This window comes from Flavicella marina (assembly GCF_009193215.1).
Taxonomy (GTDB): domain Bacteria; phylum Bacteroidota; class Bacteroidia; order Flavobacteriales; family Flavobacteriaceae; genus Flavicella; species Flavicella marina.
On sequence record NZ_VYVA01000001.1, the window covers coordinates 1096315 to 1115590 of the forward strand.

The 19276-nt window shown below is 34.0% G+C and carries 16 protein-coding genes and 1 pseudogene; 11 read left to right on the plus strand and 6 right to left on the minus strand.

All coding sequences use genetic code 11. The features are described 5' to 3' along the window. Positions 1–19 precede the first annotated feature (19 nt). The 3 genes from F6P99_RS04425 to F6P99_RS04435 all read left to right on the plus strand — a co-directional run bounded on the left by F6P99_RS04425 (position 20) and on the right by F6P99_RS04435 (position 7639). Entirely contained in the window at positions 20–4168 is a 4149-nt protein-coding gene (locus tag F6P99_RS04425) for a two-component regulator propeller domain-containing protein (RefSeq protein ID WP_226913014.1), read from the plus strand. Between the two features lie 134 nt (positions 4169–4302). Further along, a complete protein-coding gene (locus F6P99_RS04430; protein ID WP_152286217.1) occupies positions 4303–7149 on the plus strand; it encodes a M16 family metallopeptidase in 2847 nt (948 codons plus the stop codon). 1 nt (position 7150) lies between these two features. After that, a complete protein-coding gene (locus tag F6P99_RS04435) occupies positions 7151–7639 on the plus strand; it encodes a GNAT family N-acetyltransferase (RefSeq protein ID WP_152286218.1) in 489 nt (162 codons plus the stop codon). Positions 7640–8062: 423 nt separating this feature from the next. Here the strand turns inward: F6P99_RS04435 and F6P99_RS04440 are convergent. Both F6P99_RS04440 and panB read right to left on the minus strand, forming a co-directional pair. Further along, positions 8063–8995: pseudogene (locus tag F6P99_RS04440) on the minus strand (2-hydroxyacid dehydrogenase); the annotation flags it as partial. A gap of 33 nt (positions 8996–9028) precedes the next feature. Further along, on the minus strand, positions 9029–9847 hold the full coding sequence (gene panB, locus F6P99_RS04445; protein ID WP_152286220.1) for a 3-methyl-2-oxobutanoate hydroxymethyltransferase: 819 nt from the start codon (positions 9845–9847) through the stop codon (positions 9029–9031). 199 nt (positions 9848–10046) lie between these two features. Here panB and F6P99_RS04450 point away from each other — a divergent pair, with 199 nt between their 5' ends. From F6P99_RS04450 to F6P99_RS04460, 3 genes are read left to right on the plus strand one after another with little or no spacing between them, the layout of a single operon-like run. After that, on the plus strand, positions 10047–10616 hold the full coding sequence (locus F6P99_RS04450; RefSeq protein WP_152286221.1) for a sigma-70 family RNA polymerase sigma factor: 570 nt from the start codon (positions 10047–10049) through the stop codon (positions 10614–10616). Positions 10617–10624: 8 nt separating this feature from the next. Further along, a complete protein-coding gene (locus F6P99_RS04455) occupies positions 10625–10888 on the plus strand; it encodes a hypothetical protein (protein WP_152286222.1) in 264 nt (87 codons plus the stop codon). Positions 10889–10896: 8 nt separating this feature from the next. After that, the gene (locus tag F6P99_RS04460; RefSeq protein ID WP_152286223.1) at positions 10897–11538 is read left to right on the plus strand and encodes an O-methyltransferase; all 642 of its coding nucleotides are present in this window, start codon (positions 10897–10899) and stop codon (positions 11536–11538) included. A gap of 124 nt (positions 11539–11662) precedes the next feature. Here F6P99_RS04460 and tatA read toward each other — a convergent pair whose 3' ends face one another. Then, positions 11663–11935 (minus strand): twin-arginine translocase TatA/TatE family subunit, encoded by a 273-nt coding sequence (gene tatA, locus F6P99_RS04465; RefSeq protein WP_193315988.1) that lies wholly within the window; start codon positions 11933–11935, stop codon positions 11663–11665. Between the two features lie 92 nt (positions 11936–12027). Between tatA and F6P99_RS04470 the strand changes: the two genes are divergently transcribed. The 5 genes from F6P99_RS04470 (at position 12028) to F6P99_RS04490 (ending at position 15515) form a co-directional block, all read left to right on the plus strand. Next, positions 12028–13059 carry a T9SS type A sorting domain-containing protein gene (locus F6P99_RS04470; protein WP_193315989.1) on the plus strand — a complete coding sequence of 344 codons (1032 nt, stop codon included), beginning with the start codon at positions 12028–12030 and terminating at the stop codon, positions 13057–13059. Between the two features lie 149 nt (positions 13060–13208). Next, positions 13209–14255, plus strand: coding sequence for a sensor histidine kinase (locus F6P99_RS04475; protein WP_152286226.1), 1047 nt, complete (start codon positions 13209–13211; stop codon positions 14253–14255). Next, positions 14242–14940, plus strand: a complete 699-nt coding sequence (locus F6P99_RS04480) for a LytR/AlgR family response regulator transcription factor (RefSeq protein ID WP_152286227.1) — start codon at positions 14242–14244, stop codon at positions 14938–14940. The genes F6P99_RS04475 and F6P99_RS04480 overlap by 14 nt, the downstream gene beginning before the upstream one ends. A 122-nt stretch (positions 14941–15062) precedes the next feature. Next, a complete protein-coding gene (locus F6P99_RS04485; RefSeq protein ID WP_152286228.1) occupies positions 15063–15281 on the plus strand; it encodes a hypothetical protein in 219 nt (72 codons plus the stop codon). A 15-nt stretch (positions 15282–15296) separates the two neighbouring features. Continuing rightward, entirely contained in the window at positions 15297–15515 is a 219-nt protein-coding gene (locus F6P99_RS04490; protein WP_152286229.1) for a hypothetical protein, read from the plus strand. Positions 15516–15528: 13 nt separating this feature from the next. On the opposite strand, the gene F6P99_RS04495 is transcribed toward F6P99_RS04490, so the two are convergent. From F6P99_RS04495 to mutS, 3 genes are read right to left on the minus strand one after another with little or no spacing between them, the layout of a single operon-like run. Continuing rightward, complete coding sequence (locus F6P99_RS04495) at positions 15529–15987, minus strand: RNA methyltransferase (protein ID WP_152286230.1); 459 nt, start codon at positions 15985–15987, stop codon at positions 15529–15531. Beyond that, positions 15984–16601, minus strand: coding sequence for a trimeric intracellular cation channel family protein (locus tag F6P99_RS04500; RefSeq protein ID WP_152286231.1), 618 nt, complete (start codon positions 16599–16601; stop codon positions 15984–15986). The genes F6P99_RS04495 and F6P99_RS04500 overlap by 4 nt, the downstream gene beginning before the upstream one ends. Before the next feature lie 35 nt (positions 16602–16636). After that, a complete protein-coding gene (gene mutS, locus F6P99_RS04505) occupies positions 16637–19249 on the minus strand; it encodes a DNA mismatch repair protein MutS (RefSeq protein WP_152286232.1) in 2613 nt (870 codons plus the stop codon). Between the last annotated feature and the right edge of the window lie 27 nt (positions 19250–19276).

The window sequence follows — 19276 nt, forward strand, 5'->3', positions numbered from 1 at the left end:
TTTTGACAGACTAACTACAATGGACGGTTTATCACAAAATGATGTAAATGCGATATATCAAGATAAAAAAGGATACATGTGGTTTGGAACTCATGATGGTTTGAATCGCTTTGATGGATATAATTTTACAGTTTTCTCTCCAAATCCTAAAAATGAAAAAAGTATCAATAGCCTAAGGATTTGGAAAATTATAGGTGATGAGAAAGATAATTTGTGGATAGCAACTACAGGCGATGGCTTGAATTATTACGATGCAACGAAAGAGCAATTCACTGAGATTAAACATGACTCCCAAGATGAAAATAGTTTATCTGATAATTATATATCGTCTATATATTTAGATAGTGAAAATAGATTATGGGTTGCGACAAATTTGGGGATAGATATGTTAGACCTAAATGAAGAGAGCGACAAACCAAAATTTATTCACTGTTCTTTAGGGAAGGGAGAAACTACAGGTATGTGGAGTGGGGCTCATATTTCTCAGATATATGAAGATAGTCTTAAACAAATTTGGGTATGTAGTGCAAAGGGAATTCATAAACTTGAAAAGAAAAAGTCTGGAGAATTCTATTTTCAGAAGTACAACCCGTTTTTAGATTTACCAGATGTTGGAGTTAAATACATATGTGAAGACTCATATGGAAATCTTGTATTGACAACAATAAATGCATTGTACATACTATCAAAAAGAGGGTATCCTAAAAAAGCGGTGCCGATTTATTGGGGTAATTTTAATGATTTATTGTTTTACGATGACTTTATTTGGGCCGCCACAAATCAAGGATTGTTGCAGTTTAAAGTACAAGATGAAATTACCAAACCAACACTTATCAATCATTTTAAATATGATCCTAACAATAGATGGAGTTTGAGTTCGAATAGTATAAAGTCACTATTTGTTGATGATACAGGTATTTTATGGGTTGGTACCTATGGTGCTGGAATAAATAAATACGATCCAAATGGGAAACAATTTCAGCATTATTTTAAAACCGCAAATGAAGGGAGTTTAAGTAGTAATAAAATTCGTTCTGTATTTGAAGATAGTAATAAATACCTATGGTTTGGTACCGAAGGAGGAGGGATAGATATTTTACCTTCAGAAAATGATACTGGAAGTTTTGATCAGTTCGAAAAAATAGAAAGAAACTTCTTAGCATTTGTGATTTCAGAAGTTACGATTGGTGATAGAAAAAAGATTATGCTTGGTGGACAGTCAACACCAAGTGTATATACAGTCGATATCACAGAAAAGAAACCTGTGTCGGAATTGGTTTTAGAAGCATTGCCTGAAATTTCTAATACTGTTTTTTCAATATTACAAGATAGTAACAAAAACATATGGATAGGTACGTACAATGGTGGTATTGTGCGTTGGATGACTTCTGATGTTGTGGGAGAATTTAAAAAAGACATTTTATATCATAATGAAAATCAAAAAGGGAGTATATCTAATAATATTATTCGAGATATTTATGAAGATACAAGAGGTAATCTTTGGTTCGGTACAGGAGATGGATTGAATTGTTTGACAAAAGAAGAGGCAAGTAAAAAGAATCCTAAGTTCGATATTTATAAGAACGATCCCGATAATTTAACAACAATAAGTCACAATTATATATTGAATGTTTTTGAGGATTCTAATGGGACCATTTGGATTGGGACCTTTGGTGGCGGATTGAACAAGTTCATTCCAAAGAAAAGTGGAAATGGTGCATATTTTAAATGCTTTACGACAGAACATGGTCTGCCAAATAATGTAGTAAAAGGAATGTTAGAGGACTCTCAAGGCAATTTGTGGGTATCTACAAATAAAGGTATTTCAAAATTTGATACAGAAAGAGAGGTGTTTAAAAATTACGATCCAGAGGATGGATTGCAAAGTGATGAATTCGGAGAACTTGCTTGTTTAAAACGTAAATCAGGTCAGTTTATTTTCGGAGGTGTCAATGGTTTCAATGCATTTTATCCAGAGAAAATCAAAAGTAATAATATCAATGCACAGACTGTTTTGACAGATTTTATGATCTATAATAAATCTGTGGGTATTGGTGAAGAGTTTAATGGTCGAGTAGTTCTTGATAAATCTATCAATGAGGTAAAAAATATTGAACTGAATTATGATGAAAATAGTTTTTCTTTTGAGTTTGCAGCTCTGCATTACGCAGCATCAGGTAAAAATAAATATGCCTATAAATTAGAAGGTTTCAATAAAGAATGGCAATATACGACGTCAAAAAACAGACATGCTACGTATACAAATTTAGAACCCGGAAATTATGTTTTCAAGGTGAAATCTTCAAATAATGATGGTGTGTGGGATGTTACTCCTGTAAAATTGAAGATCAAAGTAACTCCACCTTTTTGGGAAACAGGAATCGCTAAAGTCTTTTATTTGTTGTGTGTTTTAGGTTTGTTGCTGGCCTTTAGAAGGTTTACTATTATCAAGACTACTAAAAAATATGATTTAGAGCTAGAACATTTAGAAAAAGAGAAAAAAGAAGAAATTCATAAATTAAAACTTGAGTTTTTTACGAATATTTCACATGAATTTAGAACACCTCTAACACTTATCAATGGGCCTTTAGATTATTTGTTAAAGCAAGGAGATAAAATATCACCAAAAGAAGCTAAGGTGCAATACCAATTGATGAAGAAAAATACTGGTTATTTACTTCGATTGGTCAATCAGTTGATTGATTTTAGAAAAATGGATCGAGGTAAATTAGATTTGAATATTGCTAAGGGTAATATAGTTGCTTTTCTGAAAGAAGTTGGTGAGCCTTTCCAATTTTTAGGAACAAAAAAGAATATCAATTTTAAGGTGAAAGCGAAGACTGAATCGATACTTACTTGGTTTGATTCTGATGCGATAGAAAAAATTGTTAACAACCTTTTGTCGAATGCGTTTAAATTTACACCGGAAGAGGGTGACATATTTTTAGAAGTTATAGAAGGTGAAGATTATGATGGACCAGAAGAAATGTCAGAAGGTGTAAACTTAGAAGATCATGTATTGGTGAAAGTTCAAGATTCTGGACCTGGAATACCGGAACATCGTATTAATTTTATTTTTGAGAGGTTTTATGTAGAAGTCGACAAGCTAAAGATGAATATGAAAGGTTCTGGTATTGGATTGTCTTTTACTAAAAATTTGATAGAACTTCATCAAGGTAAAATTAGAGTGCAAAGTAATAGTGAAGAAGGTACTTGTTTTTACGTTTGGTTGCCAAAAGATAAGAAGGCATATGAAGATAAAACAGGGATAAGTTTTCAGCAAGTATTTGAGTCAGATAGCTTTATTAGTCAAGAAGATGCCGAATCTCAAGCAATCGATGTGATGGATGAAATTGTTGACAAAAACATTAATAAGTCTAGGTCAAAATTACCCGTATTATTGATTGTAGATGACAATAAAGATATTCGATTGTTTATCAAACAGGGGTTAGGAGAAGACTATTATATCTATGAAGCGGAAAATGGTGAGAAAGGTTTTGAATTGGCTAAAAAGGTAATTCCAAATATCATTATTACTGATTTGATGATGCCTGTTATGGATGGAATTGAGTTTTGTGAAAGTTTGAAAACCACACAAGAAACAAGTCATATTCCGGTGATTATGCTTACAGCAAAAATGTCTCAAGAATCTGAAATTCAAGGATTGAAAACAGGTGCAGATGCTTATATTCGAAAGCCTTTTGATATGGAGTTACTGCATTTGAAACTTCAGAATATTTTAAAACAGCGTCAAGAATTAAGGAAAAGGTTCAATAGAGAAATCACACTACAACCTACAGAAGTTACGGTAACATCAGCAGACGAAGATTTCTTAGAAAGAGCCATCGGAGTAGTTGAAAAACATATGATGGACACTGAGTTTAGTGTAGAGGTACTTGTAAAAGAAATGTTTTTAAGTAGAAGTCATTTTTATCTGAAGATTAAAGAATTGACAGGTTTGTCTTCAAGTGAATTTATTAGAAATATTCGTTTGAAACGTGCAATGCAATTACTCACAGATAGTGATCTAGCAGTAAAAGAAATTATGTACATGACCGGTTTCAACACGGCTTCGTATTTTTCTAAATGTTTTAGAAAACAGTTTGGTTTGATTCCAAGTGAGTACTTGAAAAAGCTGAAAAAAGAGAATTCAGAAAACAATTTATAAAATCAAAGGGCTGTAAGTACAGCCCTTTTTTATTACTACTATGCTAATTTGGGATATTCTTAATTCTAATTGTTATATTTTTAATACTTCAATTGTTATTTTTACGATCTAAGTAAGAATCTAAAATAGTAGCTATGTATAAAATATTTCAAGCAGGATTGTCTTTATTGTTGATTTCGATACTATTTATCGGTTGCGATGCCTATAAAAAACCAGCAAAAAACACGAAAAAGGAAGTAACGATTTCGAGCATCCCTATTGATCCAAATGTTAAAAAGGGAGTCTTGTCCAATGGTATGACTTATTATATCCAAAAAAATGCAAAACCAGAGCAAAAGGTTGAGTTGCGTTTGGTGGTAAATGCAGGTTCTATATTAGAAGATGAAAAGCAATTAGGTTTAGCACATTTTATGGAGCACATGAATTTCAATGGCTCTAAAAATTTTAAGAAAAATGAGTTAGTTGATTATTTGCAAAGTATAGGGGTCAAATTTGGAGCCCATTTAAATGCCTATACAAGTTTTGACGAAACAGTGTATATATTACCGATACCATCTGATGATCCCGAAAAATTAGAAAAAGGTTTTTTGATTCTTGAAGACTGGGCGTTTAATGCCTCACTTACAGAAGAAGAAATAGACAAAGAAAGAGGTGTTGTTTTAGAAGAATATAGATTGGGACTCGGAGCAGATAAAAGAATGCTGAGTAACTACTTACCAAAGTTGATGTACAACTCTCGTTATGCAGAAAGATTGCCAATTGGTACCAAAGAGGTTTTAGAGAATTTTACATACGAAGATTTAAGAAGGTTTTACAAAGATTGGTACCGACCAGATTTAATGGCTGTGGTCGCGGTAGGAGATGTAGATGTTGCAGTTTTAGAAGAAAAAATAAAATCACATTTCGGAAAGTATACTTCAGAGCAAAATAAAAAGGAAAGAAAAGTATACAATACTCCAAATCACAAAGAAACATTTGTTTCTATTGAAAAAGATCCAGAGGCTTCTCGTTCTGTCGTGCAAGTATATTATAAAGATCCTGAACTTTCGAAATTGATTGTCGATGAACAAGGGTATAAAAATAGATTAATTAATAGCTTGTTTTCTGATATGTTAAATAACAGACTTGATGAGCTAAGAAATGAAGAAAATCCCCCTTATGTTTTTGCAGGTTCACGTTACGGAAGAACTTGGGCAAGAAATAACAAGGTGTATCAATCATATGCTTTGTCGAGTGAAATAGGTCAGATAGAAGCATTGAAAGCAATTACTACTGAAAACGAAAGAGCATTGCGTTTCGGGTTTTTAGAAAGCGAACTTGATCGTGCAAAGGTTAGTGTTTTAAATCGTTACGAACGTGCTTTTAAAGAGCGAAACAAAAATGAATCAAGAAGTTTTGCCAGCGAGTATGTTCGCAATTATTTGAATGGTGAAATAATTCCTGGAATTGCATGGGAATTTGAAATGGCAAAAAAGATGTTACCTTCGATTACTTTAGAAAACTGCAATGCTTTGCTGCCAAAATACATTCATGATGAAAACCGCGTTGTTGTTTTAACAGGACCCGAGAAAGAAGGTGTTCCAGAAATAACAGAACAAGATGTTTTGAACGTTTTGGCTGATGTAAAGAAGATGGAACTAACACCATACGAAGATGGTGCGTTGGGCGCAGGTTTGATGCAAGGCCTAGAGCTAGAAAAAGGAGAGGTGCTCTCTGAGGTATACGATTCGATTAATGAGATTACTCGAATAGAATTGAGTAATGGTGCCAAAATCACCTTCAAAAAAACGGATTTTAAAGACAATCAAATATTGTTTTCTGCATATAGCTACGGAGGTACATCTTTGTATAACGAGGAAGAGTTTATCAAAACAGATATTGCGAATGGTGCGTTGACAGAAGCTGGAGTAAATGGTTTTTCTAAAACAGAGTTAAAGAAAATACTAACCGGTAAAGGTGCTAGCGTAAATCCGGTTATCAGTACTTTAAGCGAAGGGATGCACGGAACAGCGACTCCTAAAGATTTTGAAACAATGTTTCAACTGATTCATTTGTATTTTACAAAACTAAATCATGATCCAAAGGCGTTTAGTTCATATGAATCAAAAATGAAAGCTTATCTAAAAAATGCCTTGTCAAATCCAAGAACGTATTTTAATGTAGAAATAAATAAGTTTTTAAATAAAGGAAACCCAAGATATATAGGTTTTCCAACAGATGAAAACTGGGCTGCGACTGACTATACTTTAGCTCATAAAAAATACCAAGAACGTTTTGCCGATGCTAGTGATTTTAATTTTTATTTTGTTGGAAATTTAGACGCTTCGGTTCTAAAAGAATATGCCGAAAAATATATAGGAAGTTTACCTAGTACAAAATCAAATGAGCGATATAAAGACGATGGTTATAGACCGGATTATGCAACTATCGAAAAGCATTTAAAGAAAGGAACTGAACCAAAGAGTTTGGTAAAAATCCAATTCAGAGGAGAAACTACTTACGATGCTAATGAAGCTTATTATTTGAAAAGTTTAGGAGAAATATTGACGATTAAACTTATTGAAAAACTGAGAGAAGAAGAAGGTGGTGTTTATGGAGTAGGAGCAAGAGGAGGCATGTCTAGAAATCCATATGGCTCATATTACCTTTCAATTAGTTTTCCGTGTGGCCCTGAAAAGCTCGAAATGTTGAAAGAAAAATCCTTGGCTGAATTGCAAAAAATTATTGAAGAGGGACCCGAAGAAAAAGATGTGTTAAAAATTAAAGAAACACAATTGTTAGAGCACAAAGAAAACCTCAAAAAAAACAGATTTTGGTTAGAACGCATAAAAAATGCAGATTTCAATGAGAAACCGTTGGAAGATGTTTCGAATAAAGTGGAAAAAATTAACAAACTGACAGCTAAAGATATTCAGGATATAGCTAAAAAATATGCTGTTAAAAATAGGTTTGTAGCTACATTAAATCCAGAATCTGAATAAGATGGACAAATATATTATAAGAAGAGGGTGTAAAGAAGATATGCCAGGGGTTTGGAATCTTATTTATGAGTTGGCTGTTTTTGAAAAAGAGCCAGATGCCGTAGAAGTTACGGTTGAAGATTTAGAACGTGATGGTTTTTCTGAAAACCCTAAATTCGAGGTTTTTGTCGCAGAGATTTCAGATGAAATTGTTGGTATTGCGTTGTTTTACTACCGATATTCTACGTGGAAAGGACCCACGATACATTTAGAAGATTTGGTAGTAAAAGAGGCAAAAAGAGGGTTGGGAATTGGAAAGTCTTTGTACAATGAAGTGATGCGTTTCGCTTTTGATAAAAAAGTAAGACGTGTAGAATGGGATGTGCTAGATTGGAATACCAATGCCATTGATTTTTACGAAAAAACAGGAGCAACGATGTTGCGTGATTGGAATGCGGTAAAGATGTATGAAAAAGCTTTGGATGCTTATATAAAAAAAATAGATGGCTAGTCTTTACAAATTTGAATCTATTGGTTCCCAAAGTTCAATTTTATTGCCGTCTAAATCTAAAATCCAAGCAAATTTTCCGTAAGAAAAAACTTCAGGTTTGTCAATAACTTCGATTCCTTCACTTTTCAAATCAACTAATAGTTGCGTTAAGTTTTTAACGCGATAATTGAACATATAATCTTTTTTGGAAGGATTAAAATAGTTGCTGTTTTCAGGAAATGGAGACCATTGTGTACTCGCATCGTTTTGTTGTTTGTCTTTCCACCAAAAGGTACTTCCAAATGTGTCGATATCAAACCCTAAGTGTTTTTGGTACCAAGCTCTGGTTTGCTCGGGGTTTTTTACTTTAAAAAATAATCCACCTATACCTGTCACTTTTTCTAGTGTTTCTGATTTTTTTAGGGGTTGCACATGAATATCAAAAAAATGAGCAGCAATTTTATCAACACAGGTTTGTGCAAGTTTTATTTTTGATTCTATAGTCCACCCGGCAACATGAGGAGAAAGTAATACCTGATCAGAATGAATTAAATATTCAAATGCAGGGGGTAAATTATCGTTTTCGAACAGGTTTTCGAAAGACCCTTTTTCGTATTCTAAAACGTCCAAACAAGCACCAAGTATTTTACCCATTTGCATGGCTTGTACCAAGTGGTCTGTTACCACAGCACTTCCTCTTGCTGTATTGATGAGGTAAAAAGGTTTTTTGAAAAGAGAAATCATATCCCAATTGATCATTTTGTCAGAAAGATCATTGTATGGGGTATGTAGACTTAAAACATCGGCACGTTCTTGTATTTCTGTTAAAGTAGTTTGTCGACAATTCTCATCTCCTACATTTTCTTTGATGTCGTAACACAGTACTTCAACATCAAAACCTCTCAGTTTTTTTGCGAATGATTTTCCCATGTTTCCATAGCCAATCAAGCCGACGACTTTTCCGTCTAATTCAACTCCACGATTCTCTTCACGTAACCATTTTCCGTTTCTGATTTGTGTATCAGCTTGTTTGATTTTATTAAAAAGAGACAACAACATACCCAGTGCATGTTCTCCTACTGCATTTCGATTTCCTTCAGGAGCTGAAATTAATTGAACCCCTTTTTCAGCAGCATATTCGGTATCAATACTTTCTAATCCGGCACCAACACGAGCAATAAATTTTAGGTTATTTGCTTTGTCTAAAAATAGTTTGTCGATTTTAAAACGGCTACGGATTACAATACCTTCATACAGATGAATTTTAGCTTCAATGTCTGTTTTGCTTGAAACAAAATCTTCATCGTTTGTGCAGCCCAAATCGGCAAGCCCACTTTTTAATACAGGGTGATTGCTATCGATATGAAGAACTCTCATAAATACAAGTTTAGAAAATGGAGAAAAATATTTCTAGTACTGTTCGGTGTCGTTAGGGAAATCTTTAGATTTTACGTCTTCACTATATTGTTTGAAAGCGTTTGACATATCTTCATATAAATTTAAATACCTACGTAAAAATCTTGGGTGAAATTCGTGTGTCATACCCACCATATCGTGTGTTACCAATACTTGACCATCAACACCAGCTCCAGCACCAATTCCGATTACTGGAATCGAAATTTCTTCAGCAACTTTTGCAGCTAATTTTGCAGGGACTTTCTCTAGAACGATCGAAAAACATCCAAGTTTTTCAAGTAGTTTTGCGTCTTCAAGAAGTTTTTTTGCTTCTGCTTCTTCTTTGGCTCTAACAGTATACGTACCGAATTTATATATGGATTGTGGGGTTAGGCCTAAATGTCCCATCACAGGAATACCCGCTTTAAGAATTTTTTTAACAGATTGTTTGATTTCTAAACCTCCTTCTAATTTGATAGCATGCGCACCAGATTCTTTCATGATTCTAATAGCAGAACGCAAAGCTGTTTTCGGGTCAGATTGATAACTACCAAAAGGTAAATCAACAACAACAAGACTACGAGAAGAAGCACGCACTACAGAACTTGCATGGTAAATCATTTGATCTAGCGTGATAGGCAATGTAGTTTCGTGACCTGCCATTACATTTGAAGCAGAATCTCCAACTAAAATCGCATCAACACCAGCTGCATCAACAATTTTTGCCATGGTATAATCATAAGCAGTAAGCATTGAAATTTTTTCACCGTTGTGTTTCATTTCAATAAGAGAATTCGTCGTTACTCTTTTGTATTTTTTTGTTGCTGCAGACATTGTTTCTATAGATTAAAAATCAGAATGCAAAAATACGTAAAGATTTCTACAAAAATCTATTTCTTCGAGAAACCAACTTATTTTAACCTTAGAATTATTGTATTTTGAATCCTAAAAAACAAAAATTAATATTCAGTAAAAGTTTTTGTTTGACTATATTTATGCCCAGAATCCATATAATGTAAAAGCAACGTACTGCATGGAAAATGTTCAAAAACATACTTTAAATCCTGACAAGTGGATCGATCTGTATTCAGATTACCTCTTTAATTATACCATAGCGAGAGTTAACAAAACAGAAATCGCCAAAGATTTGGTGCAAGAAACTTTTTTTGCAGGATTAAAAGCAATGAAAAATTTTGAAGGCAAAGCAAGTGAACGAACTTGGTTGATTGCTATTTTGAAGCGAAAAATTATTGATTACTACCGAAAAATAAATTCTACTAAAGGCAAAGCTGAGGTGCGAATGAATTTTTATAGTGATGGAGAAAATGAAGGAGATTGGTTAGAAGAACGTGTGCCACAAACTTGGGGAAGCGATGCTGACAAAGAAATTGAGAATGAAGAGTTAGGTGAAGCTTTGACTAAATGTATAGAAAAATTACCTGAAAAATATGCCATGGTATTTCGAATGAAGACCATTCAAGATTTTGACACAGATGAAATTTGTAAGGAGCTTGATATCACAGCGTCTAATTTGTGGGTAATAATTCATAGAGCTAGAACGCAGTTGAGAAAGTGTATGGAAGATAATTGGTTTATTAAATAAAAGTGTTCATGTCGAAATTTAAAATAACTTGTGATGAGGCCACTACGATTTGTGATAAATCACAATACGGAAAGGCTACAATAATGGAAATCATTAAATTGAGAATCCATTTTTTAGGATGTAAAATTTGTGCACTTTATACCAAGCAAAACACGTTACTTTCTAAAATTTTAAACACCAACAAAGGAGGTAGTGCAATTTGCAGTATGTCTGCAGAAGAGAAAGAAGAAATGCGCAAGCGTTTTCAAGAAGAAAGTGCAAAATTGCAATAATAAGAACCATGGATTTTTTACCTGAAAAATTAGACGATTATGTTGTGGCACATTCTCAAGATGAGCCAAAACTTTTAAAAGAACTCAACCGAGAAACTTGGCAAAAGGTGTTAAACCCGAGAATGTTGAGTGGTGGTTTTCAAGGCCGTGTTTTGTCAATGATCGCCAAATTAATTCAACCAAAAAACATTTTAGAAATTGGTACCTATACAGGGTATTCTGCTTTGTGTATGGCTGAAGGGATGCAATCTGATGGTGTATTGCATACCATCGATAAAAATGAAGAATTATACGATCTACAACGAAAGTATTTTGATAAATCTACTGTCGGATCTCAGATTATACAACATGTAGGGAATGCTTTAGAGATTATTCCGAAAATTGATGAGAAATTTGACTTGGTGTTTATAGATGCAGATAAGTCGAATTATTCGAATTATTTCAATTTAGTGATTGATAAAATGAATTCAGGTGGTGTTATTTTATCAGATAATGTTTTGTGGAGCGGTAAAGTAATAGAAAAATTAAATCCAAAAGATATCGACACAGCTGCTTTGTTAGAATACAATAAATTGATGAATTCAGACGAACGAATCGAGACAGTATTGCTTCCTATTCGTGACGGATTGACAATTAGTCGAGTAAAATAATTTTTATAAAAGTAGTGAAGGAGACTGAGTCTGTCGAATATAGTAGACTGAGCTTGTCGAAGTCTAAGTTTTAAGACCAGATTTTTTGTATCCGTTCGACAAGCTCAGGGTACAGAAAGAAAAATTAAAATTGTCTTTTTATTGGACCACTCATGTCTTCCAGATCTTCTTTTACAGAATCAATTTCTTTTTTGATGTCCTTGGTCACATCTAAGTCAATACCATTTTTTTCTGCACTGGTATTTATTTCTCTTTTGATATCGTTGGTTGCATCTTTAATTTGACGCATCCCTTTTCCGAGTCCTCTTGCAATTTCTGGAATTTTATCAGCACCAAACAACATCACTACAATAAGTAGAACGACCATTACTTCCGGTGCACCAATAAATAATATCATAATAAAAATAATTTATGACAAAGATAAACATTCATCTCGAATTCTTTACTTTGAGAGAAAGCGATATTTTTTCTATTTTTGAAATAAAAACTATGGCTAAAAAATTACTTTTCTTTTCAGTATTGATTTCTCAAATTATCACAGGTCAAGTTATCTCTGATACCTATGATTTTGAATCTTTAACAGTAAGTTCAAATTTAAATGGACAAGATAATTGGGTTGTAAACACAAATGTTACACAACAAAATGTTGGAAATACCTCAAGTATTGGTGACTATGTTGGGTCTAAAGCTTTTGTTCCAGGAGATTTAGGAGGGAGCAATTTTTTGTTTGCCTCAAGGGTAAATGATGCGAATTGGGAAATACCTTCTGTCACGAGCTGCACCGTTGCGACAAACTTAACAATTGAAGCTAGTGTAGCTATTAACTATTGGGGACAACATTTTAATTTGTGTTATGATAAAAATGGTGACGGAGATTACGGGTCGTTAAACGTTGCAGATTCGAATGAATTGAGTGTTGGATTTGGTAGACACAGAACCGGAGGAGTTAATTATATGCAAGTTTATAAAGCAGACGGAACTACTACTTCAGTAGCTGTGGCTGAAAGTCTTGCGTCGTATGCTTGGGTGAGATTTCGTTTGGTGATAGATTTGGCTGCAAATAGTGGTCAAGGTTCGGGAACTTTGTACTATAGAGATTTAGAAGCTTCCGGAAGCTGGACAGCATATCCTGGTCTTGGTAGTATCAATATGTTAATTGATGATGGTTCGGTGAATCAAGATAATTTGTCAAATTTGGATGGAGTAGGATTTGTGCAAGAAGCAGATCGTGTTTATTGGGATGATTTGTATGTTTCAATAACATGTGACGGATTGGTTAGTGTTGAAAGTTCTCAAATAGATTTGGTGAAAATTTATTCTCATCAAAAAGATATCGTAATTAATTTAGGTGCTATTGAAAGCGTCGATATTGTGGTGTATGATATGTTAGGACGCGTAGTTTCTTCAGATTTAGGTGTGAGAAAAGATAATTACAGAACAAAAGTATCTCAAGAAGGTATTTATATTGTTCAAGTTTCAGAAGGCGGTGCTGTTAAAACTCAAAAAGTCTTGGTTCATTAATTTCAAATCATTATTCTTATTTTTCAATAAAACAGGAAGATCGATCTTTTTGCTTATTTGCAGATAATAATTACCAACTTGCAGATTCTGTTGTTTAAGTTTTAGTTATTTACAATAAATTTGACATTCAGAATATAAGACGTCTTTGTATGAAAAAATCGGCTGTTGTTTTATTACATTTCGGAGTGTGGCTTTGCTACTTTATTGTGGCAATGGGTTTGATGGCAGCATTTTTTCAAGGTAACGAAAATGCAGAAGAATCGTTGATGCAAAAAGCATTTGTGATTATCGCGATGTTTGGTTTAATACCTTCTGTTTTTTCGTTTTATCTGTATTATTTTTTGTTGTTTCCCTACTTTTTTAAGCAAAAGAAATATTTAAAAACGGTTTTGTATGGCTTGTTTGTTTCTTGTTTAGCAGGGTTTATAGGCTATGGGATGCTGTTCTTTTTTGTCGAGGGGAGTTGCACGGAAGAAGAGGAAGATGCCTTTGTTGGAATTGTATTTTTTATTTCGTTTTTGGCCACGATAAGTGGTGTTATTGCACTGGTCATTCAAGGGTTTATTACTTGGTTTCAAGATATGAAACTAAAAGAGGCTTTGATAGAGAAAAATCATAAAATTGAGTTGGCATTGGTAAAGTCACAGCTCGACCCTCATTTTTTATTCAATACTATTAACAATATTGATGTGTTGATATTAAAGGACCAAAATGAAGCTTCTGATTATTTAAATAAATTGTCAGATATCATGCGTTTCATGCTGTTTGAAACGAAGACAGAAGAGGTGCTTCTATCTAAAGAAATTGAGTACATCGAAAAATATATTGAGTTGCAAAAAATTAGAACAGCCAATACAGACTATATCAATTATTCAATAGTGGGAGATGCAAAAGACAGAAAAATTGCTCCGATGGTATTTATTCCGTTTATAGAGAATGCCTTCAAACATTGCACCAATAAAAAACTTGCAAATGCTATTCAAATAGAAATTGAAATCGAAGCAGATTGTGTTCGAATGAGTTGTGTAAATAAATACGACCCAAATAGAAAAGTAAAAGAGGGAAGCAATGGTTTGGGGAACGACCTTATTGAAAAAAGATTACAGCTATTGTATGAAAATAAACATACCTTAGAGGTGCAAAAAAATAACAACACCTATGCTGTAAACGTAAGTATTTGTCATGAAGAAATATAGCTGTATTATTATTGAAGACGAACCCTTGGCGCTGGAGCGAACGCGATTGTTTGTCGAAAAAATTCCATTTTTAGTATTAGAAGAAACTTTTGACAATGCATTGATGGGTCTTGCTTATTTGAAATTACATAAGGTTGATTTGTTATTCTTGGATATCAACATGGATGAACTTACGGGGATTGAGCTTTTAGAAAGCACCAAATTAGACAGTCAAGTTATCATTACTACTGCGTATCAAGAATATGCCTTGAAAGGATACGAACTCAATATCACAGATTATTTGCTCAAGCCATTTAGTTTTGAGCGTTTTTTACAAGCGGTAACAAAAGCATTAGAACAGATTCAAATTTCAGAAACGAAAGGTTCGCTCTCACAAGATTATATTTTTGTAAAGACAGAAAATCGCTTGGAGAAAATAATGTTACACGATATTATTTTTATTGAAGGTATGCGAGATTACCGCAGAATTCATACCGCAACCAAAAGAATTATGACCTTGCAAAACTTTAAAGAATTAGAAGCAATGATTCCTTCTGATTTGGTGTGTAGAGTTCACAAATCGTATATGGTGTCACTGCATAAAATAGATTCTATAGAACGAAGTAGGATTTATATTGGAAAAGAGATTATTCCGATTTCAGACACTTATAAATCAAGCTTTTTTGATAAAATTCATAAGAAATAATTAATCCTGATTTGCAGGATGAAATTCGGTTTATGCAGATGTATTTTGTTGTTTTGCATAATTCAATTGAATAGATCTAAGAGTTGTTAGATATTTGAGTATTCATTTAAAATCTAACAACTATGGAAACTACAGCAGTAACTAAAATCAAAGAAAAATGTACTTCAAATAATACCAACGCTTCTTCAATGAGTTGCTTGTATGGTATGGGAATGTTTGGTGCAGCGATTTACTTTCTATCAAGCGCAACAAGTTTTGGAATGGGAGCAATGGGAGTGTTAAAATCTATTGTATGGCCAGCGGTTTTGGTCTATGAAGTTTTTTCTAAACTAGGATTGTAAATAAAATTGCCTGCTATGAGTGTATTGATTTTTAAAACCAATATAAAATCGAGAAGAAAAGCACGAATGTTTGGAGCCATTTTTAGAAGGCATCCTTTTATTTATACCTGGTCTATAGATTTCGAAGATAGAGACAGAGTGCTGCGAATAGAGTCTTCAGACGAGATAAAAAGTTACGACGTGGTTCGCTTGGTAACCAATCATGGTTTTATTTGCGAAGATTTGCCAGATTGAAGAAAGTTTATTTTTACAAATCAAACTTTTTCATCCTTCTATCATACATCACGATGCTACCAGCAACTGCAACGTTTAGACTCATGGGAGTATCGAATTTTACCAAGTGATGCGATTTTTCGATTGCCATACGAGACATACCGTGGTCTTCGGCGCCTAATAAATACACACAACGTCTTGGATGTTCAAAGGTTTCAAGAGGCACTGCTCGTTCGTCTAATTCTACACCCACCAACATGGCTCCTTTCGGTAGCTGTTTGTAAAAATCTTCAAAGGTATCGTAATGGAAATAAGGCATGGCACCAACTGCTTTGTGGGTATCGCATGCTTGTTTTGCATATCGATTTCCAATGGTAAAAATATAGCTGGCACCCATATTTTGAGCAGACCTCCATAAAACTCCTAAATTTTCTGGCGTTTTTCCATTCTGAATTCCGATACCGAAATACCCTTGTTCTAAATTATCAATCATTGTTCTTTTTTGTAAATAGTGGGTAATGAGATATTGAATTTTACGGCTACAATTCGAGTGATAATGATAGAACTGATTGGAATAATTTGCAAGAATGGGTTGCTAACATTCCATTCAACTAAAACCAAATAAAGGATGCCTCCTAAAATACTTGCTGTTGCGTATATTTCCTTTTGAAAAACAACAGGTATTTCGTTGACAATAATATCACGTAGAACTCCCCCAAAAACGCCAGTAACGGTCCCTAGTAAAATACAGATAAGTGGCGTCAATTTGTAATCAATTCCGATTTGTACACCTGTAATAGTGAACAAGCCCAAACCAATCGCATCGTAAAAGAAAATTGGCTTGTCGAAAAATTGAAGTTTTTCTTTGAAAATCATCGCGATAATTGCTCCTGCGAGTATCGCATAGATAATGGTAGTGTCAAATAACCAAAAAACATCTCTTTCGGCTAATAACATATCTCGAATAGTTCCACCTCCAACAGCTGTAATAAAGGCTACAATCAATACGCCAAACGGATCGAGTTTTTCTCGAATCGCAACCAATGCTCCGGATATTGCAAATACAAAGGAACCCATTACGTTGATATGTCCGATTATTATATCCATAAGTTAAATTGATATGTTGACTAAGAGCGGTGTTTTTATTTTTTCGTTAGCATTCTTTTTATTTCATTCAGTTTCATCAAAGCCTCAATAGGGGTTAAAGTGTCAATGTTGGTCGTCAAAATTTCTTCTTTGATATCTTCCAATAGAGGGTCATCTAGTTTGAAAAAACTCAATTGTAAATCTTCTTCTTCTTTTGCCTCTTTTAGCTTTTGTTTGATGTCATCACTGGTATGATTTTTTTCTAACTGTTTTAGCATTTTGTTAGCTCGATGTATTACTTGTGTTGGCATACCGGCTAATTTGGCAACGTGAATACCAAAACTGTGCTCACTTCCACCAGAGACCAATTTACGCAAGAATATTACTGTGTCTTTTAGTTCTTTTACTGAAACATTAAAATTTTTCACTCTCTCAAACGTATTGGTCATATCATTGAGTTCATGGTAATGCGTGGCAAACAAAGTTTTCGCTTTGGTTGGGTGTTCGTGTATGTATTCTGCAATGGCCCATGCAATAGAAATTCCATCATAAGTACTTGTACCGCGACCAATTTCATCTAACAAGATCAAACTACGCTCAGAAACGTTGTTTAGAATACTGGCGGTTTCATTCATTTCTACCATAAAAGTAGATTCTCCCATTGAGATATTGTCACTTGCTCCTACTCGTGTAAATATTTTATCGACGATTCCGATTTTAGCATTTTGAGCGGGAACATAGCTTCCCATTTGGGCTAACAATACAATCAGAGCAGTTTGGCGCAATATGGCGGACTTACCCGACATATTTGGCCCGGTAATCATGATGATTTGTTGCGAATTTCTGTTTAGTACCACATCATTGGCAATATACTCTTCTCCAACGGGTAGCTGTTTTTCGATAACTGGATGTCTACCGTTTTTAATTTCTAAATCGGTAGTATCGTCTAAAACAGGACGCACATAGCTGTTTTCTGTAGCAATTGTAGCAAAAGATGTCAAACAATCTATTTGACCTATCAATTGTGCATTGAGTTGCATTTCTTTAATGAAACGAGTCAAATATTGTATAAGTTTGGCATAAATTTCTTGTTCTAATTTGCCAATTTTTTCTTCTGCTCCTAAAATTTTGGTTTCGTATTCTTTTAATTCTTCTGTGATGTAACGTTCAGCATTTACAAGCGTCTGTTTACGAATCCATTCTTCAGGAACTTTGTCTTTATGCGAATTACGAACTTCTATATAATAACCAAATACATTATTGAAAGCGATTTTTAACGAAGAAATTCCAGTACGTTCCACTTCACGTTGTACCATTTGATCTAAGAAGTCTTTTCCAGAAGTTGAGATGGCACGTAGTTCGTCTAGTTCTTTCGATACACCTGTAGCAATACTGTTTCCCTTATTGATGTTTACTGGAGCGTCTTCAAACAAGGTAGCTTCAATTTTTTCTCGAAGTTCTGTTGTGTCGTGCAGTTGCTTGCCAATGTTTTTTAAAGAAGGATTACTGCTTTTTTCAGCAGCTTCTTTGATTGGCAAAATAGCTTTCAAAGAATTTTTTAAGAAAATTACTTCTCGTGGATGAATTTTGCCAGTGGCTACTTTAGAAACCAATCTTTCTATGTCACTGATTTGTTTGATTTGATATGTGACTAAATCATAAAAATCAGGTGTGTCCATCAAGTATTTTACAATATCTTGACGTTTTTGTATTTGTGTGATATCTTTCAAAGGCAATGCCAACCAACGTCGTAACAAACGAGCTCCCATCGGAGAAATGGTTTTGTCGATTACATTGAGTAATGTAACCGCATTGGCTTCTGTTGAAGCATATAATTCTAAATTACGTATGGTAAAGCGATCCATCCATACATAATTGTTTTCTTGTATTCGTTGGATAGAAGCTATATGTTCTATTTTGTTGTGTTGCGTTTCTGATAAGTAATACAAAATTGCCCCAGAAGATATGATACCTTCTTGTAAGTCGTCAATTCCATACCCTTTCAGTGATTTTACTTTGAAATGGTTGGTCAGATTTTCATTAGCATAATCTGCCTGAAAAACCCAGTCTTCTAAATAAAAAGTATGAAAACTAGTTCCAAAAATTTCGTTGAATTTTAAGCGGTTTTGTTTTTGAATTAAGATTTCACTTGGTTGAAAATTTTGCAATAATTTGTCAATGTATTCGGCAGTACCTTGTGCTGTAAAAAATTCTCCAGTAGAGACATCTAAAAAAGAAATTCCTAGCAGTTTTTTCCCGAAATGTACTGCGGCTAAAAAGTTGTTACTTTTTGATTGCAATACTTCATCATTAAAAGATACTCCAGGTGTCACCAATTCAGTAACCCCACGTTTGACAATTTTTTTTGTCATTTTGGGGTCTTCCAATTGATCGCAAATAGCAACACGCATACCAGCTTTTACGAGTTTCGGAAGGTAAGTGTTTAAAGAATGATGCGGAAAACCGGCCAAAGCAGTTTCACTTTCGCTACCAGCACCTCTTTTGGTGAGCGTGATGTTAAGCACACGTGCACATTTGATGGCGTCTTCACCAAAAGTTTCATAAAAATCTCCAACTCTAAACAACAACATGGCGTCAGGGTATTTTGCCTTAATCGTATTGTATTGTTTCATTAAAGGAGTTTCCTTTTTTACTTTCGTTTTTGCCAAGATATTTGCTTTTTATTCGTGTGATGC